At 51.0% G+C, this 15,916-nt stretch carries 18 protein-coding genes and 3 tRNA genes; 12 read left to right on the top strand and 9 right to left on the bottom strand.

Features of this window, described 5'->3' with window-relative positions:
- Nucleotides 1-12: 12 nt before the first annotated feature.
- Both WN16_RS06765 and WN16_RS06770 read right to left on the bottom strand, forming a co-directional pair.
- The gene (locus tag WN16_RS06765) at nucleotides 13-486 is read right to left on the bottom strand and encodes a threonine/serine exporter (protein WP_003019127.1); all 474 of its coding nucleotides are present in this window, start codon (nucleotides 484-486) and stop codon (nucleotides 13-15) included.
- Nucleotides 477-1,253: a threonine/serine exporter ThrE family protein gene (locus tag WN16_RS06770; protein ID WP_003019122.1), complete on the bottom strand. Its 777-nt coding sequence runs from the start codon at nucleotides 1,251-1,253 to the stop codon at nucleotides 477-479. Before WN16_RS06770 ends, WN16_RS06765 begins: the two co-directional genes overlap by 10 nt.
- A 462-nt stretch (nucleotides 1,254-1,715) precedes the next feature.
- On the opposite strand from WN16_RS06770, the gene WN16_RS06775 reads away from it, so the two are divergent.
- Both WN16_RS06775 and bglJ read left to right on the top strand, forming a co-directional pair.
- The gene (locus tag WN16_RS06775) at nucleotides 1,716-2,441 is read left to right on the top strand and encodes a response regulator transcription factor (protein ID WP_003019119.1); all 726 of its coding nucleotides are present in this window, start codon (nucleotides 1,716-1,718) and stop codon (nucleotides 2,439-2,441) included.
- Nucleotides 2,402-3,079: a DNA-binding transcriptional activator BglJ gene (gene bglJ / locus WN16_RS06780; RefSeq protein WP_044699065.1), complete on the top strand. Its 678-nt coding sequence runs from the start codon at nucleotides 2,402-2,404 to the stop codon at nucleotides 3,077-3,079. Before WN16_RS06775 ends, bglJ begins: the two co-directional genes overlap by 40 nt.
- Nucleotides 3,080-3,136: 57 nt before the next feature.
- Here bglJ and WN16_RS06785 read toward each other — a convergent pair whose 3' ends face one another.
- Nucleotides 3,137-3,595 carry a YbaK/EbsC family protein gene (locus WN16_RS06785; RefSeq protein WP_044699064.1) on the bottom strand — a complete coding sequence of 153 codons (459 nt, stop codon included), beginning with the start codon at nucleotides 3,593-3,595 and terminating at the stop codon, nucleotides 3,137-3,139.
- A 366-nt stretch (nucleotides 3,596-3,961) separates the two neighbouring features.
- Between WN16_RS06785 and WN16_RS06790 the strand changes: the two genes are divergently transcribed.
- A complete protein-coding gene (locus WN16_RS06790) occupies nucleotides 3,962-5,305 on the top strand; it encodes a PTS sugar transporter subunit IIC (protein ID WP_044699063.1) in 1,344 nt (447 codons plus the stop codon).
- 29 nt (nucleotides 5,306-5,334) lie between these two features.
- On the opposite strand, the gene fhuF is transcribed toward WN16_RS06790, so the two are convergent.
- Nucleotides 5,335-6,123 (bottom strand): siderophore-iron reductase FhuF, encoded by a 789-nt coding sequence (gene fhuF, locus WN16_RS06795; RefSeq protein ID WP_003837247.1) that lies wholly within the window; start codon nucleotides 6,121-6,123, stop codon nucleotides 5,335-5,337.
- 108 nt (nucleotides 6,124-6,231) lie between these two features.
- The gene (locus WN16_RS06800) at nucleotides 6,232-7,308 is read right to left on the bottom strand and encodes a diguanylate cyclase (protein WP_003837249.1); all 1,077 of its coding nucleotides are present in this window, start codon (nucleotides 7,306-7,308) and stop codon (nucleotides 6,232-6,234) included.
- A gap of 255 nt (nucleotides 7,309-7,563) precedes the next feature.
- Between WN16_RS06800 and WN16_RS06805 the strand changes: the two genes are divergently transcribed.
- Nucleotides 7,564-7,800, top strand: a complete 237-nt coding sequence (locus WN16_RS06805; protein ID WP_072144002.1) for a DUF1435 domain-containing protein — start codon at nucleotides 7,564-7,566, stop codon at nucleotides 7,798-7,800.
- 40 nt (nucleotides 7,801-7,840) lie between these two features.
- Here WN16_RS06805 and WN16_RS06810 read toward each other — a convergent pair.
- From WN16_RS06810 to rsmC, 4 genes are all read right to left on the bottom strand, one after another.
- Nucleotides 7,841-7,926: transfer RNA gene (locus WN16_RS06810), tRNA-Leu, on the bottom strand.
- 32 nt (nucleotides 7,927-7,958) lie between these two features.
- Nucleotides 7,959-8,044, bottom strand: a tRNA-Leu gene (locus WN16_RS06815).
- A 28-nt stretch (nucleotides 8,045-8,072) separates the two neighbouring features.
- Nucleotides 8,073-8,159, bottom strand: a tRNA-Leu gene (locus WN16_RS06820).
- Between the two features lie 221 nt (nucleotides 8,160-8,380).
- Complete coding sequence (rsmC, locus tag WN16_RS06825; protein ID WP_003837251.1) at nucleotides 8,381-9,412, bottom strand: 16S rRNA (guanine(1207)-N(2))-methyltransferase RsmC; 1,032 nt, start codon at nucleotides 9,410-9,412, stop codon at nucleotides 8,381-8,383.
- 103 nt (nucleotides 9,413-9,515) lie between these two features.
- Here rsmC and holD point away from each other — a divergent pair, with 103 nt between their 5' ends.
- From holD to WN16_RS06865, 8 genes are all read left to right on the top strand, one after another.
- The gene (gene holD / locus WN16_RS06830; protein WP_003837254.1) at nucleotides 9,516-9,929 is read left to right on the top strand and encodes a DNA polymerase III subunit psi; all 414 of its coding nucleotides are present in this window, start codon (nucleotides 9,516-9,518) and stop codon (nucleotides 9,927-9,929) included.
- On the top strand, nucleotides 9,898-10,344 hold the full coding sequence (gene rimI, locus WN16_RS06835) for a ribosomal protein S18-alanine N-acetyltransferase (RefSeq protein ID WP_003019092.1): 447 nt from the start codon (nucleotides 9,898-9,900) through the stop codon (nucleotides 10,342-10,344). Before holD ends, rimI begins: the two co-directional genes overlap by 32 nt.
- Nucleotides 10,345-10,358: 14 nt before the next feature.
- Nucleotides 10,359-11,039 carry a pyrimidine 5'-nucleotidase gene (yjjG, locus tag WN16_RS06840; protein WP_003019088.1) on the top strand — a complete coding sequence of 227 codons (681 nt, stop codon included), beginning with the start codon at nucleotides 10,359-10,361 and terminating at the stop codon, nucleotides 11,037-11,039.
- A 92-nt stretch (nucleotides 11,040-11,131) separates the two neighbouring features.
- Entirely contained in the window at nucleotides 11,132-12,721 is a 1,590-nt protein-coding gene (prfC, locus tag WN16_RS06845; RefSeq protein ID WP_003019086.1) for a peptide chain release factor 3, read from the top strand.
- Between the two features lie 308 nt (nucleotides 12,722-13,029).
- Nucleotides 13,030-13,647, top strand: a complete 618-nt coding sequence (gene osmY / locus WN16_RS06850; RefSeq protein WP_003837258.1) for a molecular chaperone OsmY — start codon at nucleotides 13,030-13,032, stop codon at nucleotides 13,645-13,647.
- Nucleotides 13,648-13,774: 127 nt separating this feature from the next.
- Nucleotides 13,775-13,936 carry a DUF1328 family protein gene (locus WN16_RS06855; protein ID WP_003019081.1) on the top strand — a complete coding sequence of 54 codons (162 nt, stop codon included), beginning with the start codon at nucleotides 13,775-13,777 and terminating at the stop codon, nucleotides 13,934-13,936.
- A 121-nt stretch (nucleotides 13,937-14,057) separates the two neighbouring features.
- Nucleotides 14,058-15,131 (top strand): patatin family protein, encoded by a 1,074-nt coding sequence (locus tag WN16_RS06860; protein WP_003837277.1) that lies wholly within the window; start codon nucleotides 14,058-14,060, stop codon nucleotides 15,129-15,131.
- Nucleotides 15,128-15,904, top strand: coding sequence for a metal-dependent hydrolase (locus WN16_RS06865; RefSeq protein WP_044699060.1), 777 nt, complete (start codon nucleotides 15,128-15,130; stop codon nucleotides 15,902-15,904). Before WN16_RS06860 ends, WN16_RS06865 begins: the two co-directional genes overlap by 4 nt.
- Nucleotides 15,905-15,916: the final 12 nt, after the last annotated feature.

Genomic DNA, 15,916 nt, shown 5'->3' on the forward strand with positions numbered 1-15,916 from the left:
GAAAGTGCACCGTTAAACGCGTGGACGTTTGCGATACAGCCATAATCCTGGCACGGACAGACCGATGGAGAGCGCACCGACAATCGATGAGGCTTTCAGGAAGTTGGTCAGCAGGGTAATCATCAGCACTTCGCTATAACCAAAATGGCCGATTTTTACTGCTGAGATCATGGCGGTGTAGGCGGAGATCCCGGGAAACATGGGGATCACTGCCGCGACGGTGAAGACTTTCGGATGCGCCAGATACCAGCGCGACCACTGGATCCCAATGCAGCCGACCAGCAGCGACGCCATAAATGTTGACCATTCAATATTAAACCCTGCGGTCATCATCACCATTCGTGAGCCGTGACCGAGTGCGCCGAGTAATGCGCACCATGGGAGCGCCCGATGGGGGACATTGAATACCATGGCAAAGCCAAGCGCCGGGATCGCCGACAGGATCATATCCTGCATCAGCGCCAGTATGAAATCGATCACGCCCATCCGCGCAGCCCCCATAAGGTCATCGACACGATCACGCCAATACAGGTCGCCAACGTAAGCAGACTGGCAATAGCCCAGCGAGCGAGTCCGGTATTAATGTGTCCCTTAAACATATCCGCGACGGAGTTGATCAACGGAAAGCCCGGAACCAGCAGTAGCACGCTGGCGGCCATAGCGATAGTCGGGGTATTGCTAAAGGTCGGCAACGTCAGCAGCAAACCTGAAATGGTGGTCGCCACAAAGGCGGTGATGCAAAAATTGATTTGCGGATGCAAATGCCGGGATGCCAGTATCTGGCGGATATACATCGCCACCATGCTGGCAAAAAAGGTGATCACCGCACCATCCCATCCGCCGTTATTGAGTTTACAAAAACAGGCGCAGGATAAACCGACCATCAGGGCGACCAGCCATCTTGGATAGCGCAGTGGTTTAATCTGGCTAAAGCGTTTCTCTACGCCTTTAACATCCAGCAGTTTATGTTCCGCCAAAATGACAATGTGCTGCACTTCCGTCACGACGTGCATATTAATGCCGCGATCCTGATTTTTTCGCGTTGATGTCAGGCATTGCCCGTCTTTAATGGTGGTCAGGACGATAGCGTTAGAGGAGATAGCGCTTTCTACACTATCCATGCCAAGTGCCAGCCCGAGGCGGGTGGATAGCTCGTCAACCAGCGCGCTTTCTGCCCCATGCTGAAGTAAAAAAAGACCGCATTGAATACATAACCGTGTAACCGTTCGCTGTGACGACTGCTCTGTTTGCATGGTTCGCTCTGACTGAAAAGGATCTCTTTGAGTGACGAATGTTTACTTTTATCATGAAGCATGAGCCCGCTGGCTCTGGCTAAGATCAATCTTTGTGTCGAAAAAAGACACCGACGATACGGTTATGGCATATTAACACTCCCCACTCGCCGAGGTATGAGAGGGCGCATGACTGTAATGTAGCGTTATTTACCCGGATGGCAAATACATAAGCCATGCTAACGATCTATTGTAGTTATTTTAATTTTACAAATAACGTATTTATGCGTAATCATGTAATAATAGCTTGACAGTTTGGCTTTATCTGGATTGTAGTGCCAATACTTTTATTTTAATAAACGCCAAGGATAAGCAATTCACCCCGTTTATTGTTCGGAGTATTTTTACGTGAATTAATGGCTATTAATTTATTAGGGAGAACTGAATTAAGTACGATTACGGACTGGTGAGTGTGGAGGGGATATGTTGCAAGGACGCTGCAAAAACGCAATTATTATTAGTAAATCACCGATTATACAGACCGGGCTTAAAGGTATAATACAGGCGCAGTTTGCCGATTACGAACTTACATACTGTCGTTCTGTTGAAGAGCTTACATTATTACAACTACGGTACGCTGATTTGGTGATTGCTGATTTAACTGGAGACTGCAATTATCCTCGTTCAGTCTGCGAACAATATTATTCTTTATTATCTCAATACCGTGATATTCACTGGGTCTTTCTCGTCTCTCGTATTTTTTATCCTTTGGCTATTGAGCTACTGATGTGTCCTGTCAGTTCGCTGCTCTCTGATGCAGAGCCGATAGAAAGTTTAGTGAGCGTCATTCACGCAGGAAATGCGCGAGCAGAAAGAATAAGTAAGACACTACTTTCTCCACCTGCCATGCCGCAATTGTTAGATCATAGCGCGCGCTCAATAGTCCTCACTCTCTCTGAAAGGAAAGTGTTGCGCCTCCTTGGGAAAGGCTGGGGAATTAATCAGATTGCGATGTTACTGAAGAAAAGCAATAAAACAATCAGTGCCCAAAAGAATAGCGCTATGCGTCGCTTGTCGATAAATAGCAATGCAGAAATGTATGCCTGGATAAATAGTTCTCAAGGATCGCGAGAACTTAATTTACCTTCAGTTTATGGAGAAACCACGGAATGGAAAGCAGAATCATCAAAAGAAACGTTGCACTGGTAGAAAAGTGTACAATGAGCAGTGTAGGTATTAATAGTTTATTTAATACCATGCCAGATGACCAATATAAACTTCATCTCTTTTCTAGCCAGCCCACTTTTAGTCAGGTAATGTTAAAGATGTCGTTTTCGGCAGTTATTTTTTCTCTCTCTGCAATCAGAAGCGATCGCAGAGCTGGGTTGGCCTATTTAACGGAACTGGCGATAAATTTTCCACGGATTCGCCGCGTGGTGATTGCCGATGATGACGCTGAAGCGCGTTTAATTGGCTCCTTGTCCCCCTTGCCGCTGGATGGCGTTGTGAGTAAAGCTTCTTCGTTAACGGTGCTACAGGACGCTTTATTAACGGCGTTAAGCAGCCCAAGCCGAGGAACCGAAAGCACGAAAAACCATTGGTATATTAATCAAAGCCGCATGCTCAGTCCGACAGAACGAGAAATACTGCGCTTTATGTCAAATGGCTATTCGATGCCACAGATTGCCGCTCAGCTTGAACGGAACATTAAAACCATTCGGGCACACAAATTTAATGTGATGTCCAAACTGGGAGTAAGCTCAGATGCCGGGTTACTGGATGCTGCCGATATCCTGCTGTACCTGCGTGCTGGCGAGCCAGCGCCTTTTATGCAGGCGGCTTCGTGACAGGCAACGTTGACGTGCTTTGTGCCGGGTTTGGTCGCCGATTTGGCGCGTGAAGCATTACTGACACACGTCAACCCAGGTGGCAGAAGTCAGTTCAGCCATCCTCTCAGGCGTGATGCGAACCGCGCTGTGGATGGCACCTGCGGCAGGCAACACTTCAGCGTAGTGCTTCAGAGAAACATCACAGTACACTGAAATCGGTGTTTCTAATCCGAAGGGGCAAACGCCGTCAACGGGATGCCCCGTCGCGCTCACGACCTCATCGCTACTCAACATACGGGCTTTGGCACCGAACGTACTCTTTAGCTTTTTATTATCCAGTCGGGCATCACCTTTTGCCACGACCAGGATGATGTCGTTCTTCACCTTTAGCGAAAGTGTTTTCGCTATCTGGCCAGGTTCAACGTTATGGGCTTTTGCTGCCAGATCAACGGTTGCTGTGCTCTGATCTAATTCGATAATCTCAATATCTGGTGCATGTTGCGCCAGGAATTGACGTACTGATTGCAAACTCATTCTTCTCTCCCTATCGCTTACAGATAATCCTGCACAGCAGAAAACATGCAGGATGTAATTTGTCATAGGGGCAACCGCACTGTAAATATTTTATTGTAACAATATAGCAACATTAGCAGTTTTTCGATCGTCTTCACAATCAAAGAAACCGGTTACAGTAACCGGTTGCAGAATGCTGAAATGACGATTAATACTGAAGTTGTCACTTCCTCTGTATCACATAATAAGAGCCATCTATGAAACTTAACTCGAATAGCGGTAGTGCTGGTGTTCCCCCCGGCACGGTTGCGAAAAGTGGTAATGGGATTTACGTGGTGGTGTTGATGCCAACACGGTTGCAAGGTTTTGCACAACGGGAGAACGGCTATGTCTACTAACCATGCTGTGTTTAACGTGATTTTCCGCTTTGTTGAAAACTATGTTAGCCCTGTTGCCGGGCGCATCTCTTCACAACGTCATGTCATGGCTATTCGTGACGGTTTTATTTCGGCGATGCCTTTTATGATTGTAGGCTCTTTTCTGCTGGTTTTTGCCTATCCGCCGTTTTCTCCGGATACCACCTGGGGATTCGCCCGTGCGTGGCTGGATTTGGCAAAACAGTTTGAAGGCCAAATCCTCACACCGTTTGATATGACGATGGGGATCATGTCGATCTACATATGTGCGGCTATTGCTTATAACCTGGGCAAGCACTATGTGAAGTCGCATCAGTTAGATCCGTTTATGTGTGCGATGCTATCAATCATGGCTTTTTTGCTGATTGCCGCGCCAAAAACCAAAGGCACGATGCCGGTTGATAGTCTGGGAGGAACGGGGATTTTCACCGCCATCCTGGTAGCCATTTACTGCGTTGAAATGATGCGCTTCCTGAAGGCGCACAACATTGGCATCCGTTTACCCGATCAGGTGCCGCCGATGATCAAAAACTCTTTCGATCTGCTGATCCCGGTGCTGGTGGTGGTGCTGACGCTGTACCCGCTAAGCCTGGCGATACAGTCGCAGTTTGACATGCTGATCCCGCAGGCCATTATGGCCATTTTCAAACCACTGGTGTCGGCTGCAGATTCTCTCCCGGCGATCCTGCTGGCGGTATTGATCGGCCATCTGCTGTGGTTTGCCGGTATTCACGGCGCGGCTATTGTGTCGGGAATGCTGCAAATGTTCTGGCTCACCAATCTCGGGATGAACCAGTCGGCGCTGGCGCAGGGTGCGCCGTTGCCGCATATCTTTATGGAAGCGTTCTGGACGTTCTTCATTGTGGTTGGTGGTTCCGGCGCGACGATGGGGTTGGTGATTTGCTATCTTCGGAGTCGTTCCGCTCATCTACGCTCGATTGGGCGTCTGAGCGTGGTCCCCAGCATTTTTAATATTAACGAACCGGTGATATTCGGTACGCCGATTGTCATGAACCCGGTGTTTTTTATCCCCTTCCTGCTGGCTCCGATGGTGAATGCGGTACTGGCGTGGGCGGCGATGAAACTGGATTTAATTGGGCGGGTAATTTCAGTGGTTCCATGGACGGCCCCGGCACCGGTTGGCGCCGCATGGGCGTTAGGTTGGGATTATCGTGCGGCTATCCTGGTGGTGCTGTTGGCGCTGGTATCGGCCGTTATCTACTTCCCGTTCTTTAAGGTCTACGAAAAGCAGTTATTAGCGCAGGAAAAAGAAGAAGCGCAGCGTATGGAAGAGGAAAACCAGCAGGTTGCATAAATATCTGGCGAGGGGCTACGGCTCCTCGCTTACTTCAGCGTGCAGTCTCCGCATTGCTGAACGTCAGGCAGGCGATAGCGTTGGCAGCAGGTTCTGCGCACTAACAGCCCTTCACGCGGAACAACGGTACGCCATAGAGGATTATCCTGACCGCAGGAAAGTTGTTTCTCAAAAAAGCAGGTCTGGCGCAGCGTGGTCAGCAGTTCTTCACCTAACAACGGCTTCATTTCCGTTAAATACCAGTGAATTAAGTATCCGGTGTTGCTCCAGATAAGCTTTGCGTTGATCTCACCCGTTGCTTCCAGCGCCTGCACAACCGGCGTTAGCGCTGAGAGAATCAGCGTTTCCATGCGTTGTTGAGGAGACAGGGCTGTAGCCAGATGATCCTGATGGACATCGATCCAGAAGCAGGCTGCTCGGCCCGTTTCGTGGAATTCTACGTGCATGTGTTCAGGAGAGACGTCTATAGCCTCTTTTTGCGTCAGCAGGGCCACCATTAACGGAGGCATCATCAGGCCAATATACCATTGCGCCCAAAGAGATATCAGGGGCTTATTTTCGCGGGGCAGCGTGGGCTGGTTGCGATAGATATGGTCTGAATAAACAGCGAGCAATGAACTTAGCGTCGTCGGTTGCGTCCATTCATGCAGCGTCATTGCACCTGGCACAGGCGTTTCGTCAAGACGAATGAAGTCCAGCAAGTGCTCGCGAGTTTTGGCTATCGTTGCGCGTACGGCAGCAGCCAGCGAGGGCATCTCTGAGGGGAGATGGCTACGCCAGATGACATCTTCAACAATCGGTGCGGAACGATAAGCCATGTCGATATAAGGATGTTAATCTTAATGATAATGATTGCTAATCCTATAATTGGTGTTAAGCGATAGCAAGATCTTTGTCGCCATCTCGGGTGGCACCGCACAGAAAGCTCAGATAGAAGGGCAGTTTACCCGTAGCTCATCGCTGACCAGAGTATTGTTACGCCCAAGATTCTTCGCCTCGTAAAGGGCTTTATCCGCTTTGGCAATAGCAGCATCAATATCCTGTTCGACCAGAGGTGCAATGCCGATACTGACGGTTACGTTGGTTGCCACGCTCTCATTAAACATGTGAGGGATTTTAAGGTCGTATACTTTCTGGCGGATACGTTCGGCGGCAGCCTGGGCTTGCTGTGGATCGACCGCGGTCAGCAAAATCATAAACTCTTCACCGCCAAAACGCGCCACCACATCCCTGGAGCGGACGGAGTCTCGGATGGCGGCAGAAACACGGATCAACGCCTGGTCGCCCATCATATGTCCGTAATGATCGTTATAGGATTTGAAATGGTCGATATCCAGCAGCAGAACGAAGTGTCTCGAATTACTTAGGGCCAACAGCGTATCGAGCCGGTGTTGCAGCCCCCGGCGATTATACAAACCGGTTAGCGGGTCGAGCATGCTGAGCCCGTTCAGGGTTTCTCGTTCTTCCAGCAGTTTGTACATCAGTTGCTGAGCGAACCCATCGTAGCGCTTTTGTATCACATGCTGGATGGCGATACCGGCCATAGGCAGCGCCATAAAATAGAAAATCCGCAAACCATGCTCGCTGCCGTTAAGCCATAAACAAACGGCGACGGAGGGGAGTGAGTGGAGCGTAAACGCGATGATATTATTGGCAAAAGCGATAGAGCCAATAAACAGTACGCTGAGAAGCGCTATTAACAGGAAATAATAATCATTCTGACCTAAAGCATTATATTTCAATAATATGTGTAACGCCCATAACAAGCCAAAAACGATTGAAATAAAAGGGAGATTAATTCTTTTATCTGCGTATTTCCCATGCCATACCAGCAGCAGTGTACTCATCACCAGTATCAGCAACGCCGATACTGATAAGGCTTTGACCGCAAACAGTGGGAAAAAAAGCGTAAACAGCGCGGAGACTGCGTTGAGCAGCAGAAACAGTCGTAAAGAGAGTTGGTATTTTTTGGTGCGCAGAGTTCGCCAGGATTGTACTGTCATAGGTAAATATTGTTAGTTATCTGCAATGTACGAAGGTGTGTTGGTAAATAAAACAAATAACGAACGGGGTATCATTCGCAGAGGTTTTTATTGTTTTTAGTTGAAGAGCTAACCGGTGAGCAATTTATCACCTTGGGTTATTCATGTCATCAATCGTTAAGTAAAACTCATATAATTGATAGTGCTTCACGGCTGACAAATGAGAAATTTTATCATATGATATTGGTTATCATTATCAGTGTCATAGGTGGAATCATGTTGCAACGTACGCTGGGCAGTGGATGGGGTGTTCTGCTGCCGGGAATGCTGATTGCCGGGATGGCATATAGCGAGCTGTCGGTCTACGTATGGAAGGTGATGATTGTATTAGGATTACTACTGACTTCGCTCATGTTGTACCACAAGCGTTTACGGCACTTTGTTTTGTTACCTTCATGCGCGGCGCTGATTGGTGGCATTGTTCTGGTAATAATGAACTGGAATCAGGGATGAACAAAACTAGAGAAGGAAATCGAGAGGGAAATAAGATAATTGGTGCGAGGGGGGGGACTCGAACCCCCACATCCTAAGGACACTAACACCTGAAGCTAGCGCGTCTACCAATTCCGCCACCTTCGCACAGTCATCTTATTTGTTTGATATCGCCTCGTTGGTGCGAGGGGGGGGACTCGAACCCCCACATCCTAAGGACACTAACACCTGAAGCTAGCGCGTCTACCAATTCCGCCACCTTCGCCCAGTGCGAGCAATATCAACGTGGATTATGGTGCGAGGGGGGGGACTTGAACCCCCACGTCCGAAAGGACACTAACACCTGAAGCTAGCGCGTCTACCAATTCCGCCACCTTCGCATACCATCGACACTCAAAAAGTATCGTTACCACGGAGGCGAATTCTAGAGATTTTATGCAGGGCGTCAACTGTTAATTATCGAACTTAACGTGATTGCCGAAAAAAAAGGCGTTTCTTCGGCTTTGGCGTTTTATGCAGGCCGGATAAGCGATAGCGCCATCCGGCGTTGCTCGGTGTCACGCCAGATGGCGGCGTAAACGCCTTATCTGGCCTACAGCGGTTAGGCTTTTTTCGCCTGGCGCGTCATGATGGTGCGATAGACCTTGAAGCGCCCGGTCTGCGCGATAACTTCGTGGAAGCCAAACACTTCATCCAGAACCTTCGGATAAGGCAGGAAGGCGTTTGCCACGATACGCAGTTCACCGCCACTGTTCAGATGACGCACGGCGCCGCGAATCAGCGTTTGCGCGGCATCAAGGCTGGTCTGCATTCCGTCGTGGAACGGTGGGTTGGAGATGATCATATCAAATCGGCCCGTTACGTCAGAAAAGACGTTACTGGCGATGACGTCACCTTCAATGCCATTGGCTGCAAGCGTTGCGCGGCTTGCTTCAACGGCGGCGGCGCTAACATCGCACAGGGTTAAGCGCACTTTCGGCGAGTGGCTGGCCAAGGCGACGGAGAGAACGCCTGCGCCACAGCCGACATCCAGCACTTTGCCTTTGGTGTGCGGCGTCAGCGTGGAGAGCAGCAGTTGGCTGCCAACATCCAGGCCGTCACGGCTGAAGACGCCCGGCAGCGTTTTGATGGTCAGATTTTCTGTCTGGTATTCATCCCAGTATTTTTCTGCATCAAAGACCGGCTGTTTTTCCAGACGACCGTGGTACAGGCCACAGCGACGTGCGCTGTCGACTTTGTTTAACGGTGCGTATTCGGCCAGCATCTGCTCTGCGCTACGTACGCCGCTGCGATTCTCACCGACAACAAAAATATCGGTGCCAACCGGTAACAGCGACAGAATGTTCATCAACTGGAACTGGGCTTCCGGCTTATTCTTCGGCCAGTAGTAGATCAGCGTATCGCTATCGGCAACGTCATCGGCCTGCGCGATGAGGCTGAAGCGGACGTTGTCGCCCATCTGGCGGTTAAGCACCTGCCAGTGGTGAAGTTGCTGAGTGTGCGCTCGGCTGGCGGCGCTTTCAAAATGGGCAGGCAGGTCATCCTGCAAATCACCGGCAAACAGAATACGGCTTTGTTCGAAATCATCACTGTGGCGCAGCAAGACTTCACTTGCCGGGGTAAAAGCAGACATGGAATGCTCCTTAAATTGTACAGCGGGGGATTATAGTTGTTTGATGGCACGGATTCGACAAATTTGCTATATTTGCGCCCCTGATAGACAGGAGTGTTTCGCTATGACATCCCGACGAGACTGGCAGTTACAGCAACTGGGCATTACGCAGTGGTCGTTGCGTCGTCCTGGCGCACTGCAGGGCGAGATCGCGATTTCCATTCCTGCGCATGTCCGTTTGGTGATGGTTGCTGCACAGTTACCCGCGCTAACCGAACCATTGATGAGCGATATTTTACGCGCATTAACCGTCAGCCCGGATCAGGTTTTACAACTGACGCCTGACCGTGTCGCCATGCTGCCGCAAGGCAGTCGCTGTAATAGCTGGCGGCTGGGAACCGAAGAGCCGCTGCTGCTGGAGGGCGCTCAGGTCGAGAGTCCTGCGTTTAATGAATTACGGGAAAACCCAGCGGCACGCGCCGCGTTATGGCAACAAATCTGCGCATATGAACACGATTTCTTCCCTCGAACCGACTGATTTACCCGCAGCATTTCATATTGAAAAACGCGCCCACGCTTTTCCGTGGAGTGAAAAAACATTTGCCAGCAACCAGGGCGATCGCTATCTCAATTTTCAGTTGAGGGTTGATGACGTGATGGCGGCTTTTGCGATTACGCAGGTCGTGCTGGATGAAGCTACGCTGTTCAATATTGCCGTCGATCCTGACTTTCAGCGCCGTGGGCTGGGGCGTGAGCTGTTGGAGCATTTGATCGATGAGCTGGAAAAGCGTGGCATTTTGACGCTGTGGCTTGAAGTGCGCGCCTCGAATGCGGCCGCTATCGCGCTGTACGAAAGCTTAGGCTTTAACGAGGCGACGATCCGTCGCAATTACTATCCAACGGCCGATGGTCACGAAGACGCCATCATCATGGCGTTGCCAATCAGCATGTAAGACAAGGTGTAATGATGAAGAAGTGGGACTGGATTTTCTTTGATGCCGACGAAACGCTGTTTACATTTGACTCGTTTACCGGCTTACAGCGGATGTTTCTCGACTATAGCATTACCTTTACCGCTGAAGATTTTCAGGACTACCAGGCCGTGAATAAACCGCTGTGGGTGGATTACCAAAACGGCGCGATTACCTCATTACAACTGCAGCATGCCCGTTTTCAGAGCTGGGCCGAACGCCTGAAGGTTGAACCGGGCCAGCTTAATGATGCATTCATCAATGCGATGGCGGAGATCTGCTCGCCGTTGCCGGGGGCGGTTTCTCTGCTCAATGCGATTCGTGATAAAGCGAAAATCGGCATCATTACTAACGGCTTTACCGCGTTGCAGCAAATCCGCCTTGAGCGGACGGGGCTGCGCGATTATTTCGACCTGCTGGTGATTTCTGAGCAGGTTGGGGTGGCAAAACCTGATTCCCGTATTTTTGACCATGCACTGGAGCAGGCGGGCAATCCTGACCGTTCTCGCGTGCTAATGGTGGGTGACACCGCAGAGTCCGATATTCTTGGCGGCATTAACGCCGGGCTATCCACCTGCTGGCTAAATACGCACCACCGCGAGCAGCCAGCGGGCATTCAGCCGACCTGGACCGTAGCGTCATTAAGCGAACTGGAGCAGCTCCTGTGTAAACACTGATTGCCTCCCCCCCGTTGATGGGTAAAATAGCCGCAATTTTTCGTATTCAACTTGCCCGGCCCGTTGCCGTGCTTACCTAAGAAGATTTGACTATGACGTTGTCTCCTTATTTGCAAGAGGTGGCCAAACGCCGCACTTTTGCCATTATTTCTCACCCGGATGCCGGTAAAACGACAATTACTGAGAAGGTACTGTTATTCGGACAGGCGATTCAGACCGCCGGTACGGTAAAAGGCCGTGGCTCCAGCCAGCATGCAAAATCTGACTGGATGGAAATGGAAAAGCAACGTGGTATCTCCATTACCACCTCTGTGATGCAGTTTCCGTATCATGACTGCCTGGTGAACCTGCTGGACACCCCGGGGCACGAAGACTTCTCCGAAGATACCTATCGTACTCTGACGGCGGTGGACTGCTGCCTGATGGTTATCGATGCTGCAAAAGGCGTTGAAGATCGTACCCGTAAGCTGATGGAAGTTACCCGTCTGCGCGATACGCCGATCCTGACCTTTATGAACAAACTCGACCGTGACATCCGCGATCCGATGGAGCTGCTGGATGAAGTTGAGAACGAACTGAAAATCGGCTGTGCGCCGATCACCTGGCCGATTGGCTGCGGTAAGTTGTTCAAAGGTGTCTATCACCTTTATAAAGATGAAACTTACCTGTATCAGACCGGTAAAGGCCACACCATTCAGGAAGTGCGTGTTGTTAAAGGTCTTAACAACCCGGAACTTGATACTGCCGTGGGTGAAGACCTGGCGCAGCAGCTGCGCGACGAGCTGGAGCTGGTGCAGGGCGCGTCCAACGAGTTCGACCATGAGTTGTTCCTTGCGGGCGAAATCACCCCGGTCTTTTTCGGTACCGCGTTGGGTAACTTCGGCGTTGACCATATGCTGGATGGCTTAGTGGAGTGGGCGCCTGCGCCGATGCCGCGTAAAACCGACACCCGCGTCGTCGAAGCCTCAGAAGAGAAGTTCACCGGTTTCGTGTTTAAAATTCAGGCCAACATGGACCCGAAACACCGTGACCGTGTGGCGTTCATGCGTGTGGTATCCGGCAAGTATGAGAAAGGCATGAAAATGCGCCAGGTGCGCATTGGTAAAGACGTGGTGATCTCCGACGCACTCACCTTTATGGCCGGTGACCGTTCTCATGTGGAAGAAGCGTATCCGGGCGATATTCTCGGCCTGCATAACCACGGCACTATCCAGATCGGCGATACCTTTACCCAGGGCGAAATGATGAAGTTCACCGGTATTCCGAACTTCGCGCCGGAGCTGTTCCGTCGTATTCGCCTGAAGGATCCATTGAAGCAGAAACAGCTGCTGAAAGGGCTGGTTCAGCTTTCAGAAGAGGGTGCAGTGCAGGTATTCCGTCCGATCGCCAACAACGATCTGATCGTCGGTGCGGTGGGTGTGCTGCAGTTTGACGTGGTGGTTTCACGTCTGAAGAGCGAGTACAACGTTGAAGCGATTTATGAATCCGTCAATGTGGCGACTGCACGCTGGGTAGAATGTTCTGACGTGAAGAAATTCGAAGAATTTAAGCGTAAGAACGAAATTCAGCTGGCGCTGGATGGCGGCGATAACCTCACCTATATCGCGCCAACCATGGTTAACCTGAATCTCACCCAGGAACGTTATCCGGACGTTCAGTTCCGTAAAACACGCGAACACTAATCGACCTTCCAGGGCACGGTATCCGCCGTGCCCTGCAACTTTCCCTGTCTTTTAAATCCCTTGCGGAATGTTCTTAAAACTTCGCGTTTTTCTTTTGTTTGCCTGTTTTTTAGTCAACTCGGGCAGCGATCACGAAATCCTGAACTATATTTAACAATGTGATGACATAAATATCGGCGTTAAATGCTTTTTAGGCTGCCTGTTGCAGCTTCTATTGCTGATATTTATTCCACTTACAAAATTAGTTGCTGGTTCAGGCCGTGTAACGGCAGAGCCTGGCTTTTAGCAAAACATACAGGAATACATCGATGACAATGACAGGACTTAAGATTTCTAAAACGCTGCTGGCCGTGATGCTGACCTCCGCTGTTGCAACGGGTTCTGCTTATGCAGAAAACGCCACGACGGATAAAGCGCAATCCGGCGTCGAAAGTGCGGGGCAGAAAGTCGATAGCTCTATGAACAAAGTCGGTAATTTCATGGATGACAGCACCATCACCGCGAAAGTAAAAGCCGCGCTGGTGGACCACGATAGCATTAAGAGCACCGATATTTCCGTCAAGACCGATCAGAAAGTAGTAACGCTAAGCGGCTTTGTTGAAAGCCAGGCGCAGGCTGAAGAAGCGGTGAAAGTGGCGAAAGGCGTTGAGGGTGTGACCTCCGTTAGCGACAAACTGCACGTGCGTGATAGTAAAGAAACCTCCGTTAAAGGCTATGCGGGCGATACGGCAATCACCAGTGAAGTAAAAGCCAAGCTGCTGGCCGATGATATTGTCCCTTCACGCAAGGTGAAAGTTGAGACCACCGATGGCGTTGTGCAACTTTCAGGCTCTGTCGATTCACAAGCTCAAAGCGATCGCGCTGAGAGCATCGCCAAAGCGATTGATGGCGTGAAAAGCGTCAAAAACGATCTCAAAACTCACTAATTAGACTTAATTCGCCCTCCTGACGTTTGTCGGGAGGCGTATTGTGCACCACACTGAAAATATCGCCGATGGGTAGCCTGAGCGCTCATATCAAGCGGTGAAATTAACTATGGTAAAGGAGAAGCATATGTTTCGATGGGGCATCATATTTCTGGTTATCGCGTTAATTGCCGCTGCACTGGGTTTTGGTGGACTGGCGGGTACCGCTGCAGGCGCAGCGAAAATTGTTTTTGTGGTGGGTATCATTCTGTTTCTGGTCAGCCTGTTCACCGGGCGTAAACGACCCTAGTACGTAAACCGTAAAGATAACTTGCTACTGAGCCAGTCCAGCGGACTGGCTTTTACGGTTTTAGCTGCAGGCAATTTGCGTTACTTTATTGTCCTATTACAAAAACAACAGGAAGGCAGAGGTGGGGCAGAGAATACCCGTCACGCTCGGTAATATCGCGCCGTTATCGTTACGTCCGTTTCAACCAGGCAGTATGGCGCTGGTGTGCGAGGGCGGGGGACAAAGAGGCATCTTCACCGCAGGCGTACTGGATGAATTCATGCGCGCGCAGTTCAATCCCTTTGATCTCTTCTACGGGACGTCCGCTGGTGCGCAAAACCTTTCAGCTTATCTCTGTAACCAGCCCGGTTACGGTCGTAAAGTCATCATGCGTTACACTACCCGACGTGAGTTTTTTGACCCGGTGCGCTTTGTGCGCGGGGGAAACTTAATCGATCTCGACTGGCTGGTGGATTCGACCTCGTCCCAAATGCCGCTGGCGATGGACAACGCTGAGCGCTTGTTTGCCGCGGGGAAAGCGTTTTATATGTGCGCCTGTCGGGGTGATGACTACACGCCGGGCTATTTTTCGCCGAACCGGCAAAACTGGCTCGATCTTATTCGTGCCTCCAGCGCGATTCCCGGGTTCTACCGCACAGGGGTTGTGCTGGACGGTGTGAATTACCTGGATGGGGGCGTCAGCGACGCCATTCCCGTGCAGGAAGCGGCGAAGCAGGGGGCGAAAACGCTGGTGGTTATCCGCACTGTGCCTTCGCAAATGTACTACACCCCGCAGTGGTTCAAGCGTATGGAACGCTGGCTGGGTGAAAGCAGCCTGCAACCACTGTTGAATCTGGTGCAGCACCATGAAGCCACCTATCGCGCGATTCAGAGCTTTATTGAGAAACCGCCGGGCAAGCTGCGTATCTTTGAGATCTACCCGCCCAAACCGCTCCACAGCATGGCGTTGGGAAGCCGTATTCCGGCCTTGCGGGAAGATTACAAAACCGGACGCCTGTGCGGTCGTTACTTCCTCGCTACCGTCGGCAAACTGCTGGGGAAAAACGTGCCGCTGCCTCGTCAGACGCCGAAGATTGTGGTGCCGGGACCGGTGGTGGTTCCTCCCGCGCCGGTGGCCAACGATGCCCACGCGCCGGTGGTGGCCAATGCGCCTCAGGCCAACGATACAACGTTTAATAATGAGGATTTGGCGTGAGTTTTCGTTTTATCGATACGCACTGTCACTTTGATTTCCCGCCGTTTACCGGCGATGAACCTGCCAGCATTCAGCGCGCGGCGGAGGTTGGTGTACAGAGCATTATCGTTCCGGCCACCCAGGCGGCGAATTTTTCCCGTGTACTGGCGTTAGCGGAAAATTATCCTCCATTATTTGCCGCGCTTGGTCTACATCCCATTGTTATTGAACAACATAGTGATGACTGCCTGGACCAGTTGCAACAGGTGCTGGATAAGCGCCCACAAAAGCTGGTGGCGGTAGGTGAGATTGGATTGGATCTGTATCGCGACGTTCCGCAATTCGACAAGCAAGAGCGGGTGCTGGAAGCGCAACTTAAGCTGGCGAAGCGGTACGAACTGCCGGTGATCCTGCATTCGCGACGCACGCATGACAAGCTGGCGATGTACCTTAAACGCCATGCTTTGCCACGAACAGGCGTGGTGCATGGGTTTTCCGGGAGCGTGCAGCAGGCCGAACGCTTTGTGCAACTGGGATACAAAATTGGCGTGGGCGGCACCATTACCTATCCGCGCGCCAGTAAAACCCGCGAGGTAATGGCGCAGTTGCCGCTCGAGTCGCTGTTGCTGGAAACCGACGCGCCGGATATGCCGCTCAACGGCTTTCAGGGGCAGCCTAATCGCCCGGAGCTGGTAGTCAGAGTCTTTGACGTCTTATGCGAACTGCGCCCGGAACCTGCGGATGTGATCGCTGACGCGCTGTATCGTAATACCACGGCGTTGTTTGATTTTTGAATTCCGGATGCG

Source organism: Citrobacter sp. ABFQG, from assembly GCF_004322975.1.
In the GTDB taxonomy this organism is placed as follows: Bacteria; Pseudomonadota; Gammaproteobacteria; order Enterobacterales; family Enterobacteriaceae; genus Citrobacter; species Citrobacter freundii.

Bases quoted from the DNA above. Each gene is read 5' to 3' on its own strand.
- WN16_RS06765 (WP_003019127.1), bottom strand. From the start codon at position 486: ATGGGCGTGATCGATTTCATACTGGCGCTGATGCAGGATATGATCCTG.
- WN16_RS06770 (WP_003019122.1), bottom strand. From the start codon at position 1,253: ATGCAAACAGAGCAGTCGTCACAGCGAACGGTTACACGGTTATGTATT.
- WN16_RS06775 (WP_003019119.1), top strand. From the start codon at position 1,716: ATGTTGCAAGGACGCTGCAAAAACGCAATTATTATTAGTAAATCACCG.
- bglJ (WP_044699065.1), top strand. From the start codon at position 2,402: ATGGAAAGCAGAATCATCAAAAGAAACGTTGCACTGGTAGAAAAGTGT.
- WN16_RS06785 (WP_044699064.1), bottom strand. From the start codon at position 3,595: ATGAGTTTGCAATCAGTACGTCAATTCCTGGCGCAACATGCACCAGAT.
- WN16_RS06790 (WP_044699063.1), top strand. From the start codon at position 3,962: ATGTCTACTAACCATGCTGTGTTTAACGTGATTTTCCGCTTTGTTGAA.
- fhuF (WP_003837247.1), bottom strand. From the start codon at position 6,123: ATGGCTTATCGTTCCGCACCGATTGTTGAAGATGTCATCTGGCGTAGC.
- WN16_RS06800 (WP_003837249.1), bottom strand. From the start codon at position 7,308: ATGACAGTACAATCCTGGCGAACTCTGCGCACCAAAAAATACCAACTC.
- WN16_RS06805 (WP_072144002.1), top strand. From the start codon at position 7,564: ATGTTGCAACGTACGCTGGGCAGTGGATGGGGTGTTCTGCTGCCGGGA.
- rsmC (WP_003837251.1), bottom strand. From the start codon at position 9,412: ATGTCTGCTTTTACCCCGGCAAGTGAAGTCTTGCTGCGCCACAGTGAT.
- holD (WP_003837254.1), top strand. From the start codon at position 9,516: ATGACATCCCGACGAGACTGGCAGTTACAGCAACTGGGCATTACGCAG.
- rimI (WP_003019092.1), top strand. From the start codon at position 9,898: ATGAACACGATTTCTTCCCTCGAACCGACTGATTTACCCGCAGCATTT.
- yjjG (WP_003019088.1), top strand. From the start codon at position 10,359: ATGAAGAAGTGGGACTGGATTTTCTTTGATGCCGACGAAACGCTGTTT.
- prfC (WP_003019086.1), top strand. From the start codon at position 11,132: ATGACGTTGTCTCCTTATTTGCAAGAGGTGGCCAAACGCCGCACTTTT.
- osmY (WP_003837258.1), top strand. From the start codon at position 13,030: ATGACAATGACAGGACTTAAGATTTCTAAAACGCTGCTGGCCGTGATG.
- WN16_RS06855 (WP_003019081.1), top strand. From the start codon at position 13,775: ATGTTTCGATGGGGCATCATATTTCTGGTTATCGCGTTAATTGCCGCT.